The sequence below is a fragment of the Cellulophaga lytica DSM 7489 genome, from assembly GCF_000190595.1.
GTDB classification, from domain to species: Bacteria; Bacteroidota; Bacteroidia; order Flavobacteriales; family Flavobacteriaceae; genus Cellulophaga; species Cellulophaga lytica.
The window spans coordinates 566453-584729 of the sequence record NC_015167.1; the positions used below are offsets into that span (position 1 = coordinate 566453).

Annotated in this window: 7 protein-coding genes; 1 reads left to right on the forward strand and 6 read right to left on the reverse strand. The window is 34.4% G+C overall.

All coding sequences use genetic code 11. The annotated features are described in order from the left end of the window. Positions 1 to 191 precede the first annotated feature (191 nt). The 3 genes from CELLY_RS02600 to CELLY_RS17210 are packed head-to-tail and all read right to left on the reverse strand — an operon-like array spanning position 192 to position 7712. Positions 192 to 2129 carry an OmpA family protein gene (locus CELLY_RS02600; RefSeq protein WP_013620101.1) on the reverse strand — a complete coding sequence of 646 codons (1938 nt, stop codon included), beginning with the start codon at positions 2127 to 2129 and terminating at the stop codon, positions 192 to 194. A 17-nt stretch (positions 2130 to 2146) separates the two neighbouring features. Beyond that, complete coding sequence (locus CELLY_RS02605; protein ID WP_013620102.1) at positions 2147 to 3097, reverse strand: PorP/SprF family type IX secretion system membrane protein; 951 nt, start codon at positions 3095 to 3097, stop codon at positions 2147 to 2149. Between the two features lie 19 nt (positions 3098 to 3116). Next, positions 3117 to 7712: a T9SS type B sorting domain-containing protein gene (locus tag CELLY_RS17210; RefSeq protein ID WP_013620103.1), complete on the reverse strand. Its 4596-nt coding sequence runs from the start codon at positions 7710 to 7712 to the stop codon at positions 3117 to 3119. 376 nt (positions 7713 to 8088) lie between these two features. Here CELLY_RS17210 and CELLY_RS02615 point away from each other — a divergent pair, with 376 nt between their 5' ends. Further along, positions 8089 to 9678, forward strand: coding sequence for a peptide chain release factor 3 (locus CELLY_RS02615; protein ID WP_013620104.1), 1590 nt, complete (start codon positions 8089 to 8091; stop codon positions 9676 to 9678). Positions 9679 to 9786: 108 nt separating this feature from the next. Here the strand turns inward: CELLY_RS02615 and CELLY_RS02620 are convergent, their stop codons facing one another. The 3 genes from CELLY_RS02620 to rpoB form a co-directional block, all read right to left on the reverse strand. Next, the gene (locus CELLY_RS02620) at positions 9787 to 10098 is read right to left on the reverse strand and encodes a DUF3467 domain-containing protein (protein ID WP_013620105.1); all 312 of its coding nucleotides are present in this window, start codon (positions 10096 to 10098) and stop codon (positions 9787 to 9789) included. 5 nt (positions 10099 to 10103) lie between these two features. Continuing rightward, on the reverse strand, positions 10104 to 14402 hold the full coding sequence (gene rpoC, locus CELLY_RS02625) for a DNA-directed RNA polymerase subunit beta' (protein WP_013620106.1): 4299 nt from the start codon (positions 14400 to 14402) through the stop codon (positions 10104 to 10106). A gap of 61 nt (positions 14403 to 14463) precedes the next feature. Then, positions 14464 to 18273 carry a DNA-directed RNA polymerase subunit beta gene (rpoB, locus tag CELLY_RS02630; RefSeq protein WP_013620107.1) on the reverse strand — a complete coding sequence of 1270 codons (3810 nt, stop codon included), beginning with the start codon at positions 18271 to 18273 and terminating at the stop codon, positions 14464 to 14466. Positions 18274 to 18277 lie beyond the last annotated feature (4 nt).

The following is an 18277-nucleotide window of genomic DNA, read 5'->3' on the forward strand; positions in this document are numbered from 1 at the left end:
GGAATGTGTTATAAGTAAACACACCCATCTTATCAATCTGCTAAATTATAACCTTTAGAGTAGCGTGTATAATATTTGTTGTGAACAATAGTTAATGTAATGTATACCTCTACAAAGATGAAGTGAGAAGAAATAAAAAAAAGCCTTAACTTTTAGGTTAAGGCTTTCTTCGGAATTAACTAGCAGTTAATCTATTCTATAATAATGAATTCTGATCTTCTATTTAATTGATGTTCTTTTACTGTACAAGGCACACCATTTTCACATTTATTTACAAGTTTAGTTTCTCCAAAACCTTCTCCTTGCAAACGACTTGCATCAATACCTTTAGATATCATATAATTTACTGTGGCTTCTGCTCTTTTTTGAGACAACCATAAGTTGTAAGAATCTTTTCCTCTACTGTCTGTATGTGAGTTCACTTTAATTTTTAAACTAGGAAATTTTTCCATTGCAACTATTACTTTTTGTATTTCAATCTCTGCGTCTGGTCTAATATCAAACTTATTTAAATCAAAATAAATAGTACTTAATTGTAATAGTTTTGCTAAATCGTCTCCTGCCCCAGCAGTTACCTTATCTCTCTCTAAATAAAAATCAATAACCTGTGGCTCTCCATTAGATTTGTTTAAATATTTTTCTGATGGCACATACCCTTCTACAACTGCTCTAACAAAGTTACCTTGATTACAATCTAATGTAATATTGTATACACCTTTAGAGCTCATTATTGTTGATGATATTTCTTCGTTATTTTCATCTATAACTTTTATTGCTGCTCCAACCAAAATTTCGTTAGAAATTTTATCTCTAACTGTTCCTGTAATTTCCTGTACACAATCTAACACTAACGGTTCATTTTCTACAAGAGCATAAATATCATCTTCTCCTATACCGCCTTTTCTGTTAGAAGCAAAATATCCATTTCTATTTTCACTATCAAAAATAAACGTAAAGTCGTCCATATTACTATTTACTGGCTCGCCAACATTTACAATAGAACCTGCAAAGTTATTATTGGCTATTTTGGTAGCAAAAATATCTAAGCCTCCAAGGCCTAAATGACCATCTGAAGAAAAATACAAAATATCTTCATTAGATACATAAGGGAACGTTTCTCTTTCTTCTGTATTTATTTTATTACCAAGGTTTACAGGTGTTCCAAATGTATTGTCATCATTAATACTAACACTGAAAATATCAGACTGACCAAGAGTCCCTGGCATATTAGATGCAAAGTACAATGTTTTTTCATCACTACTTAATGCAGGGTGAGCTACAGAATAACTATCACTATTAAAAGGTAATTCTGTAATATTTGTCCACATTCCATCTACATAATCTGCCCTAAATATTTTTAATCTTACTACACCATCACTATCTTTTACTCTTTTACCATCTTTATAATTGTTTCTGGTAAAGTACATTGTAGTACCGTCTTTTGTAATTGCAGAAGTAGATTCATGATATCTTGTGTTTACATTTTTATCTAACTTTGCAACCTTATCTAAAGACACACTATCTACGTTTACTTTGTATAAATCTAAAAAGTCTCTTGAGTTCCAAGTATGCCTATATTTTGCAAAATTTCCTGTATCTCTATCTGATGAGAAAAGTAAGCCTTCTTTAAAGAAAGTTGGGGCAAACTCATTATGCGCACTATTGTACTTAAATTTTGAAATTTTGAATTTGTCTGTATTGGCTTTAATTTTTTCTGATGAAGCAACTGTATCTTTAGAAAATAAGGCTTTATCTCCAGAAGATGCAACATCATAAAACTTCTCTAAAATAGCATTAGATTCATCATACTCACCTAAGGTTCTTAGCGTTTGTGCATACTTAAAATATTGTTCTGCTGTAACATCTGCCTCAAACTCTGTTACTAATCTTTTATATATTACGGATGCGTTTTTATAATCTGCATTAAAATAATATGAGTTAGCTAATTTGCCTAATAATTCTGCAGATACAAACCCCTTTTCTATAACTTTAGTGTAAATATCTATTGCAGGACTAAAAGCGTAACTTTTGTATTTATTATTTGCCTTTTCTATTAATTTCTCTTGGGCACTAATGTTACCAACAGCAAAAAACAGTATAGCAAGTAAAACTATAATTTTCTTAACCATTTTTTTAATTTTAAATTTTAGAAGAATCTAGGTGAAACTAGCTTTTCAAAAGCTCTAACCAATTCAAACCTCATAAATACTTCAAAAGAGCCATCATTAAATTGTGTACCTCCCAGTTCTGTTGTCTCTTTATCATATGCTAAACCAAGCATAAGTTGGTCTGACAATTGAAAACCAGCCATTGCACTTACAGCTGCATCCCATCTGTAAGCTGCTCCAAATGTAAATTTCTCGTTAAACATAAAGTTTGCTGATAAATCTACCTGAAGTGGTGCACCACTAACTACTTTAGTTAGTACTGCTGGTTTAAATTTTAATGTATTATTTAGGTCAAAAACATAACCTGTTATAGCATATAAATTTACCTTATCCTTAGATAAAAACTGAACACCGTCTGAGTCTCTATTGCTATTATCAAAATGATCTGTTTCTACTAAATTAGGAGCAGATACCCCTAAGTAAAACTTGTTTGTATGATAGTAAAAACCCAACCCAAAATTTGGAGAAAATTTATTATCTATATTATCTGTTTCTACTACTTCGTCATCTATTTTTCTTAGTTTTTCAAAATCTAAGTTTAATAAGTTACCACCTACTTTAACTCCAAAAGACAGCTTTCTGTCTTGGGCAAGTTTTAATGTGTATGATACTGTACCATCTATATATGTTTCCTGTACAACACCATCTCCAATTTGGTCATTAACTATAGACACGCCATATCCTAAATTACTGTTCCTTATTGGAGAGTGTAAATTTATAGTCTGAGTTTTTGGTGCACCATCTAGACCCACCCATTGAGACCTATATAATGCAGCTATACTTAATTGCCCTCTAGAGCCTGCATATGCCGGGTTTACAGCTAAAGTATTAAACATATATTGTGTGTATTGCGCATCTTGTTGTGCACTAACACTATCTAAAACAAGGATTACTAATATAATTGTTGCTAGAATGCTTCTTTTTATCATTTTATGATATTAAATATTGTTATTTACTTACGTATAGATAACCACTATCGGTATTATCTTTTCCGTTTTGTTCGTAGTTGAAAATGTAATAATATACTCCAGAAGGTAAAACTTCACCGGCTCTTACTGTAGATCTTCCTTTAGATTTACCATCAAAAACATTATTGATGTTGTTGTATCCATTGGCTTCAAAAATTGCTATACCCCATCTGTTATAAATTTTTAATGAGTTGTTAGGAACAAGGTCTACATTATCTATCCATAAGAAATCATTTTTACCATCACTGTTTGGTGTAACCATTTGCATAACTACTACCGCATCTTCATCTGGCGTGCTATCATCCATATTATCTAAATAATCTGGTGTACCATCACCGTCTGTATCATCATTAGTTGGGTCACCATCGCCATCTGCATCTTCATCTGGTGTGTTTATACCATCACCGTCATCATCTAAATCTCTGTAGTTTACATCTTCTGTACCGTCTGTATCTGGTAAATCGTTTGCTGGATCATTGATCTCATCATTAACATCAAAACCATCGTTTACATCTGATCCTTCATAACCATCATCTAAGCCATCACCATCTGTATCTATAGTAGTATATTGCTGATCTGGAACTCCGTCAAAATCAAAGTCGTTACCTTCATTATTATCTGGAACTGAATCATTATCACTATCTAAGTCAATATAGTCTGGTGTATCCTCACCATCGTGATTGTTTGGTGTTAAACCACCCAAGTATGCACTATTTACACCATCATTAGCTAAGTAAGTCGCAGCATCATCATTATTAGGAGCAATATAGCCAGCTGTTGTTTGCGCTTCTACATTATCAGGAATACCGTCATCATCAGCGTCTATATCTAAATGGTTTGGTATACCGTCTCCGTCTGTGTCCGCAGGATTAGTTAACGGGTCATTATCTCCATCAATATTTTCATCTTCTACTGTATCTAAAATACCATCATTATCATCATCTAAATCTACAGTGTCTGGAACTCCATCGCCGTCTGTATCTGTACCAGGTGTATTATCTGTAGGATCTAAATAGTCTGGTGTACCATCACCGTCTGTATCATCATTAGTTGGGTCACCATCGCCATCTGCATCTTCATCTGGTGTGTTTATACCATCACCATCATCATCTAAATCTCTGTAGTTTACATCTTCTGTACCGTCTGTATCTGGTAAATCGTTTGCTGGATCATTAATCTCATCATTAACATCAAATCCATCATTTACATCTGATCCTTCATAACCATCATCTAAACCATCACCATCTGTATCTACACCTGTAAATGTTTGGTCTGGTTCTCCATCAAAATTAAAATCGTTACCCTCATTATTATCTGGAACTGAATCATTATCACTATCTAAGTCAATGTAATCTGGTGTATCCTCACCATCGTGATTGTTTGGTGTAATTCCTTCATCTCCTGATCCTTCATAAGCATCATCTAAACCATCCATATCTGAATCGTTTCCGCTTGGTGCTATGTAACCGTCTGTTGTTTGTCCTTCTACGTTGTCTGGAATACCATCGTTATCTGCATCTATATCTAAATGGTTTGGTATACCATCGCCATCTGTATCTAGAGGATCTGTTAATGGATCATTATCATTATCTAAGTTTGGATCTTCTACTGTATCTAAAATACCATCATTATCATCATCTAAATCTACAGCATCTGGAACTCCGTCACCATCTGTATCTTTTCTGTCATCCGTAGGATCTAAATAATCTGGTGTACCATCACCGTCTGTGTCATCATTAGTTGGGTCACCATTGCCATCTGCATCTTCATCTGGTGTGTTTATACCATCACCATCATCATCTAAATCTCTGTAGTTTACATCTTCTGTACCGTCTGTATCTGGTAAATCGTTTGCTGGATCATTAATCTCATCATTAACATCAAATCCATCGTTTACATCTGATCCTTCATAACCATCATCTAAACCATCACCATCTGTATCTACACCTGTAAATGTTTGGTCTGGTTCTCCATCAAAATTAAAGTCGTTACCCTCATTATTATCTGGAACTGAATCATTATCACTATCTAAGTCAATGTAATCTGGTGTATCCTCACCATCGTGATTGTTTGGTGTAATTCCTTCATCTCCTGATCCTTCATAAGCATCATCTAAACCATCCATATCTGAATCGTTTCCGCTTGGTGCTATGTAACCGTCTGTTGTTTGTCCTTCTACGTTGTCTGGAATACCATCGTTATCTGCATCTATATCTAAATGGTTTGGTATACCATCTCCGTCTGTATCTAGAGGATCTGTTAATGGATCATTATCATTATCTAAGTTTGGATCTTCTACTGTATCTAAAATACCATCATTATCATCATCTAAATCTACAGCATCTGGAACTCCGTCACCATCTGTATCTTTTCTGTCATCTGTAGGATCTAAATAGTCTGGTGTACCATCACCGTCTGTATCATCATTAGTTGGGTCACCATCGCCATCTGCATCTTCATCTGGTGTGTTTATACCATCACCATCATCATCTAAATCTCTGTAGTTTACATCTTCTGTACCGTCTGTATCTGGTAAATCGTTTGCTGGATCATTAATCTCATCATTAACATCAAATCCATCGTTTACATCTGATCCTTCATAACCATCATCTAAACCATCACCATCTGTATCTACACCTGTAAATGTTTGGTCTGGTTCTCCATCAAAGTTAAAGTCGTTACCCTCATTATTATCTGGAACTGAATCATTATCACTATCTAAGTCAATGTAATCTGGTGTATCCTCACCATCGTGATTGTTTGGTGTAATTCCTTCGTCTCCTGATCCTTCATAAGCATCATCTAAACCATCCATATCTGAATCGTTTCCGCTTGGTGCTATGTAACCGTCTGTTGTTTGTCCTTCTACGTTGTCTGGAATACCATCGTTATCTGCATCTATATCTAAATGGTTTGGTATACCATCGCCATCTGTATCTAGAGGATCTGTTAATGGATCATTATCATTATCTAAGTTTGGATCTTCTACTGTATCTAAAATACCATCATTATCATCATCTAAATCTACAGCATCTGGAACTCCGTCACCATCTGTATCTTTTCTGTCATCCGTAGGATCTAAATAATCTGGTGTACCATCACCGTCTGTGTCATCATTAGTTGGGTCACCATCGCCATCTGCATCTTCATCTGGTGTGTTTATACCATCACCATCATCATCTAAATCTCTGTAGTTTACATCTTCTGTACCGTCTGTATCTGGTAAATCGTTTGCTGGATCATTGATCTCATCATTAACATCAAATCCATCGTTTACATCCGATCCTTCATAACCATCATCTAAACCATCACCATCTGTATCTACACCTGTAAATGTTTGGTCTGGTTCTCCATCAAAATTAAAGTCGTTACCCTCATTATTATCTGGAACTGAATCATTATCACTATCTAAGTCAATGTAATCTGGTGTATCCTCACCATCGTGATTGTTTGGTGTAATTCCTTCATCTCCTGATCCTTCATAAGCATCGTCTAAACCATCCATATCTGAATCGTTTCCGCTTGGTGCTATGTAACCGTCTGTTGTTTGTCCTTCTACGTTGTCTGGAATACCATCGTTATCTGCATCTATATCTCTAAAGTCTGGATTAGAATCTGAATCTGAATTTGTTGGTATAATACCTTCTCCAGAGCCAGGTGTAGTTTCATAAGCATCATCTAAACCGTTACCATCTGTATCAAAAGTACAAGGGTGCACAATAGCATTACCTCCTTGAGCTTCAATATTATCTATAATACCATCATTATCAGAATCTATATCTCTAAAATCTGGTTTCTTATCTCCGTCTGTATCAACTGGAGTTAAACCTAAACCTGGACAACTTTGGTAAGCATCATCTAAACCATCACAGTTAGCATCCTTTCCTTTAGGTGCAATATAATCGTCTGTGTTTTGCGCTTCTATATTATCTATAATTCCGTCATCATCAGAATCTATATCTCTAAAATCCGGAAGAGAATCACCATCTGTATCAACAGGTGTAATTCCCTGACCTGTACCACAATAATCTTCATAATGATCATCTAAACCATTTTTTGGAGCAGAATCCATACCGCAAGGTGCAGTAAATTCGTTTGTAGGCTGAGCTTCTACATTATCTAAAATTCCGTCATTATCAGAATCTATATCCAAATAATCTTTTCTAGTATCTCCATCAGTATCTATTGGAGTTAAACCTCCACAACTTCCTGGTGTTTCCTCGTATGCATCATCTAAACCATTACCGTCAGAATCTATGCCACTTGGAGCTATATACCCCACTGATAACTGCGCTTCTACATTGTCTAAAATACCGTCATTGTCAGAATCTATATCTAAACTATTTGGTATTCCGTCCTTGTCAAAATCACCGTTTCCTTCTACTGTATCAATAATACCGTCATTATCATCGTCAATATCAACGTGATCAAAAACGCCATCACCGTCTGTGTCTACACCAGGACCAAAGTCTGCGTAAACAGTGAATGAAGAGAATATAAATACAAGTAAAAAAGTAAACAGAGGTGTCCTTTTTTTAGATAAGGACCTGCTAATTATTAAAGTAAAGTTTTCCATAAATGATAGTTAGTGTTACTAATCACCATGGCATTTTTTGTTAAGTTTACTTAAAAAGATTTTGGGACTTCTTGCTTAAACTGGATGCTAAGTTAAAGTTATTTTTATATACTGCATTAAATTTGATATCATAAGTTGCATCCGTTCTTTGAAGCGCAAATTTAATCGTTTAAATGTTAATTTTTTAACTTTCTTGTTTGAAAATTTAACAAAAAAAAATCTTAACGTCATTTTATAAAAAAAGGATAATCTAAAAAAAAAGCACTTCATCGAAATTAAAAAAAGCTAACTAGTTAGTAATCTAGCTACTTAATATTTGTTAACAGAGTTATTAGCATTCTATTATTTACCGTACTTTTGCAACAAATTTTTTTAAATGAGTTTTGAAAAAGAAATACAAAAGAGAAGGACTTTTGGAATCATATCTCACCCTGATGCTGGTAAAACAACATTAACAGAAAAGTTATTACTTTTTGGTGGTGCAATACAAGAAGCCGGAGCAGTAAAAAACAATAAAATAAAGAAATCTGCTACCAGTGATTTTATGGAAATTGAAAGACAGAGAGGTATTTCTGTTGCTACGTCTGTACTTGCCTTTATATACAAGGATAAGAAAATAAATATTTTAGATACACCAGGACACAAAGATTTTGCTGAAGATACATTTAGAACCTTAACAGCTGTAGATAGCGTTATTGTTGTTATTGATGTGGCTAAAGGTGTAGAGGAGCAAACTGAAAAATTGGTTGAAGTATGTAGAATGCGTAAAATACCAATTATTGTTTTTATAAATAAATTAGACCGTGAAGGTAAAGATGCTTTTGATTTACTTGATGAAGTAGAACAAAAGCTAGGCCTATCTGTTACTCCATTAAGTTTCCCAATTGGCATGGGTTATGACTTTAAAGGAATTTATAATATTTACGAGAAAAACATTAACCTTTTTAGCGGCGACAGTAAAAAAAATATTGAAGAAACTATTGCTTTTGATGATGTTCAAAATTCAGAATTAGAAAACGTAATAGGAGAAAAAGCGGCGCAGACTTTAAGGGATGACCTGGAGTTGGTAAATGGAGTTTACCCTGAGTTTAGCAAAGAGAAATATTTATCTAGTGAACAGCAGCCAGTTTTCTTTGGTTCTGCTTTAAATAATTTTGGTGTTCGAGAACTATTAGATTGTTTTATTGAAATTGCCCCCTCTCCAAGGCCTAAAAAAGCAGAAGAAAGAGAGGTAATTGCAAATGAAAAACAATTTAGTGGATTTGTTTTTAAAATACACGCCAATATGGATCCTAAACACAGAGATAGACTAGCGTTTATAAAAATTGTGTCTGGTACTTTTGAACGCAACAAACCATATCTACATGTTAGAAATAAGAAAAAGTTAAAATTCTCTAGTCCTAATGCATTTTTTGCAGAGAAAAAAGAAATAGTAGACATCTCTTACCCAGGAGATATTGTTGGTTTACACGATACAGGGCATTTTAAAATAGGTGATACTTTAACTGAAGGAGAAGAGTTGCATTACAAAGGGATTCCTAGTTTTAGCCCGGAACATTTTAGGTACATTAACAATGCAGATCCTATGAAATCAAAACCTTTGCACAAAGGTATAGACCAATTAATGGATGAAGGTGTTGCTCAATTATTTACTTTAGAAATGAACGGGCGTAAAATAATTGGAACCGTTGGAGCCTTACAGTTTGAGGTTATACAATATAGGCTAGAACATGAATATGGAGCAAAATGTACATATGAAAATTTCCCTGTTTTTAAAGCTTGTTGGGTAGACCCTAGTGATAAAAACAACGATGAGTTTAAAGAGTTTAAACGTGTAAAACAAAAGTTTTTAGCCAAGGATAAGTCTGGAAAATTAGTGTTCTTAGCAGATTCACAATTCTCTTTACAAATGACACAACAAAAATACCCAAGTGTAAAATTACATTTTACATCTGAGTTTGAATAACAACTAGTGTTACCAGAAAAATAAAAAAAGCCAAACATAAATTGTTTGGCTTTTTTATTACCTATTTTTTATAAAAAAGAAAACCACGCAAATTGCGTGGTTCTTTTATTATGCTTCTCCTGTTGGACCAAAATTAATTGGTACTGAAGGCTGCTCATAATCTTTAATTGCTCCGTGAGCCTTTTCAAAACGTTGAACATTATCATTTAATGCTTTTAAAAGCTTTTTAGCATGTTGTGGTGTAAGTATAATTCTACTTTTCACTTTTGCCTTTGGTGCTCCTGGCATTAAACTAACAAAGTCTACTACAAATTCTGATACTGAATGGTTAATTATTGCCAAATTAGAATAAACTCCTTCAGCAGTTTTCTCATCCAATTCAATATTTATTTGCTTCTGATCTTGACTAGAATCACTCATACAACTTAAAATTTAAGTTCCTCTTTACGAGCCATAATCTCATCATATTCTTCTTTAGAACCTACTATGATGCTATCATAATCTCTCATACCTGTTCCTGCAGGAATCTTATGACCAACAATTACATTTTCTTTTAATCCTTCTAAGTTATCAACCTTACCAGCTACTGCTGCCTCGTTTAATACTTTAGTTGTCTCCTGGAACGATGCCGCTGAGATGAAAGATTTAGTTTGTAAAGATGCTCTTGTAATACCTTGTAAAATTGGTGTTGCAGTTGCTGCAACAGCATCTCTAGCAGATACTAATGCTTTATCAGCACGTCTCAAGATTGAGTTTTCATCTCTTAACTCTCTAGCTGTTATTATTTGTCCAGCTTTTAAGTTATCAGAATCTCCTGCCTCTTCAACAACTTTTTTACCGTAAATCTCATCATTCTCTCTGATAAAATCTTCTTTATGTGCCAATTGGTTTTCTAAGAAAATAGTATCACCCGGATCTTGTATACGAACTTTACGCATCATTTGTCTAACAACAACCTCAAAGTGCTTGTCATTAATTTTTACACCTTGTAAACGATATACTTCCTGAACTTCGTTCACTAAGTATTGTTGTACAGCAGAAGGGCCTTTAATTGCTAAGATATCTGCAGGTGTTATAGATCCATCAGATAATGGCATACCAGCTCTAACATAATCATTTTCTTGTACAAGAATTTGATTTGATAGTTTTACTAAGTACTTTTTAACATCACCTAATTTAGACTCTATAATAATTTCACGGTTACCTCTTTTAATTTTACCAAAAGAAACAACACCATCAATTTCTGAAACAACTGCTGGGTTAGATGGGTTACGTGCTTCGAAAAGTTCTGTAACTCTTGGAAGACCACCCGTAATATCACCAGACTTAGCAGACTTACGTGGAATTTTAACTAACGTCATACCCTCAGTAACCTTATCATTGTCATCTACCATAATGTGAGATCCAACTGGAAGGTTGTAAGAACGTAATATCTCATCATTATTATTTTTAACTAATAATGTTGGTATTAACTTCTTGTTTCTAGATTCTGAAATTACTTTTTCCTGGAAACCTGTTTGTTCATCTATCTCTACCTGGTAAGTAACACCTTGTTCTATATTTTCGTATGAAACTTTACCAGTAAATTCTGATACAATTACACCGTTATATGGATCCCAAGAACATATTACATCACCTTTAGCAACTTTAGCTCCGTTTTCTATAGCTAGTTGAGAACCGTAAGGTATGTTACTTGTACTTAAAGTAATACCTGTTTTAGCATCAACTATTTTTATTTCTGATGTTCTAGAGATAACAATTTTTACTTTGTTACCCTCATTATCTTCACCATTAACAGTTCTTAAATCTTCTATTTCTGCAATACCTGCAAATTTAGCTTCTAATTTATTATCCTCAGAAATGTTACCTGCAATACCACCCACGTGGAATGTACGTAGTGTTAACTGTGTACCTGGCTCTCCAATAGACTGTGCAGCAACAACACCTACAGCCTCACCTCTTTGTACCATTTTATTGGTTGAAAGGTTACGACCATAACATTTACCACAAATTCCTTTTTCTGCCTCACAAGTTAATGCAGAACGTACTTCTACGCTCTCTATTGGTGATGCTTCAATTTTCTTAACATCAGACTCTACTATTAACTGACCAGCAGATAATAATTGTTCTTCCGTTACAGGATCAAATAAATCATGTAGTGAAATTCTACCTAGAATACGAGCTCCTAAAGATTCAACTATTTCTTCGTTTTTCTTTAAAGCTGAAACTTCTATACCTCTTAATGTTCCACAGTCTTCTGTGTTAATGATAACATCTTGTGATACATCAACCAAACGACGAGTTAAATACCCCGCATCGGCAGTTTTTAAAGCGGTATCTGCAAGACCTTTACGTGCACCGTGAGTAGAAATAAAGTATTCAAGAATTGATAAACCTTCCTTAAAGTTAGAAAGAATAGGGTTTTCAATAATTTCACCACCACCTGCAGTAGATTTTTTAGGCTTAGCCATTAATCCACGCATACCAGTTAACTGACGAATTTGCTCTTTAGAACCCCTTGCACCAGAATCTAACATCATATACACAGAGTTAAATCCTTGCTGATCTTCACGAATACGCTTCATTGCTAACTCTGTAAGCATTGCATTGGTAGATGTCCAAACATCAATTACCTGGTTGTAACGCTCATTGTTAGTAATAAGACCCATGTTGTAGTTAGCCATAATACCGTCTACTTGACCGTTAGCCTCTGCAATCATTTCGTGTTTTTCTTTAGGGATAATAATATCTCCTAAACTAAAAGATAAACCACCTTTAAAGGCAAATTCATATCCTAAAGTTTTTATCTTATCTAAGAATTCTGCAGTAGTTGGCACGTCTGTAACAGCCAAAATACCACCAATAATATCTCTTAAAGATTTTTTATTTAATACATCATTAATATAACCTGCCTGTTCTGGCACCATCATATTAAATAAAACTCTACCTGTTGTAGTAGGTATTATTTGGTATACAAGTTCTCCTTCTTCATTAAAGTCTTTTGCTCTTACTTTTATACCTGCATTTAAATCAAGTCTTCCCTCATTAAAAGCTATTACAACTTCTTCATCAGAATAGAAAGTTAACCCTTCACCTTTAATTGGCACCTCTGGAGTAGATTTACGTTCTTTAGTCATATAATAAAGACCTAAAACCATATCCTGAGAAGGTACTGTTATTGGTGAACCATTAGCAGGGTTTAATATGTTGTGTGATGCAAGCATTAACAACTGAGCTTCCAAAATTGCTTCTGGACCTAATGGTAAGTGTACTGCCATTTGATCCCCATCAAAATCGGCGTTAAATGCCGTACATACTAATGGGTGTAAACGGATAGCTTTACCTTCTATAAGTTTTGGCTGAAATGCCTGTATACCTAAACGGTGAAGCGTAGGAGCACGGTTTAGTAATACTGGGTGTCCTTTAAGAACGTTTTCCAAAATATCCCAAACTACTGGCTCTTTTTTATCTATAATTTTCTTAGCAGATTTAACTGTTTTTACAATACCTCTTTCTATTAACTTACGTATAACAAAAGGTTTGTAAAGCTCTGCAGCCATATCTTTTGGTAAACCACACTCAAATAACTTCAATTCTGGCCCAACAACAATTACCGAACGAGCAGAATAATCTACACGTTTACCTAATAGGTTTTGACGGAAACGCCCTTGTTTACCTTTTAAAGAATCTGATAATGATTTTAATGGTCTATTAGATTCAGTTTTTACCGCTGATGATTTACGTGTATTATCAAAAAGAGAATCTACAGATTCCTGAAGCATACGTTTCTCATTTCTAAGAATTACTTCTGGAGCCTTTATCTCTACCAATCTTTTTAAACGATTGTTTCTGATTATTACTCTTCTATATAAATCATTTAAATCTGATGTTGCAAAACGACCACCATCTAATGGCACTAAAGGTCTAAGCTCTGGTGGAATAACTGGGATTACTTTCATAATCATCCACTCAGGTCTGTTTTCTCTATTTTCTTGAGACTCCCTTAATGATTCTACAACCTGTAAACGCTTTAACGCTTCAGTTTTACGTTGTTTAGATGTTTCTGTATTTGCCTTATGTCTTAACTCAAATGACAATTCGTCTAAGTTAATTCTTGACAATAATTCTATTAAACATTCAGCACCCATTTTAGCAATAAACTTATTTGGATCTGTATCTTCCAAATATTGGTTTTCTACTGGTATAGACTCTAGTATGTTTAAGTATTCTTCTTCAGTCAAGAAATCCATTTTCTGAATTTCTTCACCTTCTGGTCCTTTAGCAATACCTGGCTGAATTACAACATAACGCTCATAATAGATGATCATGTCTAATTTCTTAGAAGGTAATCCTAATAAGTAACCTATTTTATTTGGTAAAGAACGGAAGTACCAGATGTGAGCAACAGGAACTACTAAGTTAATGTGCCCAACTCTGTCTCTACGTACTTTCTTTTCTGTAACCTCTACCCCACAACGGTCACAAACAATACCACGGTAACGGATACGTTTGTATTTACCACAGGCACACTCATAATCCTTTACAGGGCCAAAAATACGCTCACAGAAAAGACCATCCCTTTCTGGTTTGTGGGTTCTATAATTAATTGTTTCAGGTTTTAAAACTTCCCCTCTTGACTCTGCCAAAATAGCTTCTGGAGATGCCAATCCGATTGAAATTTTATCGAACCTTTTTATTGTATTATTATCCTTTGGTCTAGCCATAACAATATGGTGATCTTAAAATTAAATATATCTAACAAATAGTGTTCAAGACAAGGTCTTGTTATTCTTCCAATCTAATATCTAAACCTAATCCCTTAAGTTCATGCATTAATACATTGAAAGATTCTGGTAAACCAGGTTCTGGCATTGTTTCGCCTTTTACAATAGACTCATACGTTTTAGCTCTACCAATAACATCATCAGACTTAACTGTTAATATTTCTCTTAGTGTTGCAGACGCACCATATGCTTCTAGTGCCCATACTTCCATCTCTCCAAAACGCTGACCACCAAATTGTGCTTTACCACCTAATGGTTGTTGTGTAATTAAAGAATATGGACCTATAGAACGAGCGTGCATTTTATCATCTACCATATGTCCTAATTTAAGCATGTAAATAACACCTACAGTTGCTGGCTGATCAAAACGTTTTCCAGTTCCACCATCGTATAAGTAAGTATGACCAAAACGTGGTATACCTGCTTCATCTGTGTATCCGTTAATTTGTTCTAATGTAGCACCATCAAAAATTGGAGTTGCATACTTTTTGCCTAATTTTAAACCGGCCCAACCTAATACAGTCTCATATATTTGCCCAATGTTCATACGAGATGGTACACCTAATGGGTTTAATACGATATCTACTGGAGTTCCGTCTTCTAAGAAAGGCATATCTTCATGACGTACAATACGGGCAACAATACCTTTGTTACCGTGACGACCAGCCATTTTATCACCAACTTTAAGTTTACGTTTTTTAGCAACATAAACTTTAGCTAATTTCATTATTCCTGGAGGTAACTCATCACCAACAGAAATAGTAAATTTATCTCTTCTTAAGTTTCCTTGAAGATCGTTAAGCTTAATTTTATAGTTGTGAATTAAATCTGCAACCATTGCATTAAGATCCTTATCTACTGTCCAGCTTCCACCTACAAGGTGAGCAAAATCATCAACAGAGTTTAACATTTTCATAGAGTACTTTTTACCTTTTGGAAGAACTTCTTCTCCTAAGTCATTAAGTACACCCTGTGATGTTTTACCATTAACTAATGTAAATAGTTTTTCTACTAATATATCTTTAAGCTGTTGGAATTTAACTTCGTATTCTAGCTCTAATTTATTAATAGCATCTTTATCTTCTACACGAGTACGTTTATCTTTAATAGATCTAGAAAATAATTTCTTACCTATTACAACACCTCTTAAAGATGGTGATGCTTTTAAAGATGCATCTTTAACGTCTCCTGCCTTATCACCGAATATAGCACGAAGTAATTTTTCTTCTGGTGTTGGATCTGATTCTCCTTTTGGAGTAATTTTACCAATTAAAATATCACCAGGTTTAACTTCTGCACCTATACGGATCATCCCGTTTTCATCTAAATCTTTAGTAGCTTCTTCAGAAACGTTAGGGATATCATGTGTTAATTCTTCTGCTCCTAATTTAGTATCTCTTACTTCTAAAGAATACTCATCAATATGTATAGATGTAAAAATGTCTTCACGAACTACTTTTTCAGAAATCACAATTGCATCCTCAAAGTTATACCCTTTCCAAGGCATAAAGGCTACTTTCATATTTCTACCTAAGGCTAACTCTCCTAATTGAGTAGCATAACCTTCACATAATACTTGACCTTTTTTAACCTTATCACCTTTTTCTACAATAGGTTTAAGGTTAATACTTGTACCTTGGTTTGTTTTTCTAAACTTAACCAAGTTATATGTTTTAGAGTCTTCTTCAAAACTAACTAAACGTTCCTCTTCAGTTCTATCATACTTAATAGTAACTTTTTGAGAATCTACATACTCAACAACACCATCTCCTTCTGCGTTAATTAAAACTCTAGAGTCTGATGCTACCTGACGTTCTAAACCAGTACCAACAATTGGAGATTCTGGTCTTAACAAAGGAACTGCCTGACGCATCATGTTAGATCCCATCAATGCACGGTTGGCATCATCATGTTCTAAGAACGGAATTAAAGAGGCAGATATTGATGCAATTTGATTTGGAGCAACGTCTGTATAATTAATTTCTGCAGGATCTACAACTGGGAAATCACCCTCTTCACGAGCAATAACCTTATCTACATCTATTTCTCCATCTTCTTTTAAAGGAATATTGGCTTGAGATATTTTCATACCTTCCTCTTCCTCTGCACTTAAATATGCATATTCTTCTGTATCTACAACACCATTAGTAACCTTACGGTAAGGAGTTTCTAAGAATCCCATAGGATTCACTTTTGCATATACAGACAATGAAGAAATAAGTCCAATATTTGGTCCTTCAGGAGTCTCAATAGGACAAAGTCTACCGTAGTGTGTATAGTGAACATCACGTACCTCAAACCCTGCTCTTTCTCTTGATAAACCACCTGGCCCAAGGGCAGACAATCTACGTTTGTGTGTTATTTCTGCTAATGGATTTGTTTGATCCATAAACTGAGATAACTGGTTTGTTCCAAAGAAAGAATTAATTACAGAAGACAATGTCTTTGCATTAATCAAATCAATAGGTGTAAATACTTCGTTATCTCTAACGTTCATACGTTCACGAATAGTTCTTGCCATACGAGCAAGTCCTACACCAAACTGCTGAGATAATTGCTCACCTACTGTACGTACACGACGGTTAGACAAGTGGTCAATATCATCAATCTCTGCTTTAGAGTTTATAAGCTCTATTAAGTATTTAATAATAGTTATAATATCTTCTTTAGTCAAGACTTGCTTGTCCATTCCAATATCTAACTGTAATTTTTTATTCATTCTATAACGACCTACTTCACCTAAGTTGTAACGTTGGTCAGAGAAGAATAATTTATCTATAATACCACGTGCTGTTTCCTCATCTGGCGGCTCAGCATTACGTAATTGTCTATAAATATGCTCAACAGCCTCTTTTTCTGAGTTTGTTGGATCTTTTTGTAATGTATTATGAATAATTGCATAATCAGATTGTGCATTATTCTCTTTATGTAAAAGAATAGTTTTTACATCTGCCTCCATAATTTCGGCAATGTGTTCTTTTTCAAGAACTGTATCTCTATCTAATACAATTTCGTTTCTTTCTATAGAAACAACTTCACCTGTATCCTCATCTACGAAATCCTCGTGCCAAGTATTTAATACTCTAGCTGCAAGCTTACGTCCTAATACTTTTTTAAGTCCAGCATTTGAAACTTTGATTTCTTCTGATAAATCAAAGATTTCCAAAATATCCTTATCACGTTCAAAGCCAATAGCTCTAAATAAGGTTGTTACTGGTAATTTTTTCTTTCTATCAATGTAAGCGTACATAACGCCATTGATATCTGTTGCAAATTCTATCCAAGAGCCTTTAAAAGGAATTACTCTTGCAGAATACAATTTAGTACCGTTAGCATGGAAAGACTGTCCGAAGAAAACCCCTGGAGAACGGTGTAATTGAGATACAACAACACGTTCTGCACCATTAATAACAAATGTACCACTTGGTGTCATGTAAGGAATTGTTCCTAAGTACACATCTTGTACTATAGTTTCAAAATCTTCATGTTCTGGGTCCGTACAATAAAGTTTTAGTCTTGCCTTTAGTGGAACACTATAGGTTAACCCTCTTTCTATACATTCTTGAATAGAATATCTAGGTGGATCAATAAAGTAATCAAGAAACTCTAATACGAATTGATTTCTTGTGTCAGTAATTGGAAAGTTTTCCAAGAAGGTATTATACAAACCTTCGTCGCCTCTTTCATCAGATTTAGTTTCAAGTTGGAAGAAATCCTGAAATGATTTAATCTGAATGTCCAAGAAATCCGGGTAATCTGGAATATTCTTAGCTGATGCAAAATTTATTCTTTGAGTCTGTTTTGTGAACATCAAT

Coding starts and splice junctions, on each gene's coding strand:
- CELLY_RS02620 (WP_013620105.1), bottom strand. CDS start 10,098: ATGAGTGATTCTAGTCAAGATCAGAAGCAAATAAATATTGAATTGGAT.
- rpoB (WP_013620107.1), bottom strand. CDS start 18,273: ATGTTCACAAAACAGACTCAAAGAATAAATTTTGCATCAGCTAAGAAT.
- rpoC (WP_013620106.1), bottom strand. CDS start 14,402: ATGGCTAGACCAAAGGATAATAATACAATAAAAAGGTTCGATAAAATT.
- CELLY_RS02605 (WP_013620102.1), bottom strand. CDS start 3,097: ATGATAAAAAGAAGCATTCTAGCAACAATTATATTAGTAATCCTTGTT.
- CELLY_RS17210 (WP_013620103.1), bottom strand. CDS start 7,712: ATGGAAAACTTTACTTTAATAATTAGCAGGTCCTTATCTAAAAAAAGG.
- CELLY_RS02600 (WP_013620101.1), bottom strand. CDS start 2,129: ATGGTTAAGAAAATTATAGTTTTACTTGCTATACTGTTTTTTGCTGTT.
- CELLY_RS02615 (WP_013620104.1), top strand. CDS start 8,089: ATGAGTTTTGAAAAAGAAATACAAAAGAGAAGGACTTTTGGAATCATA.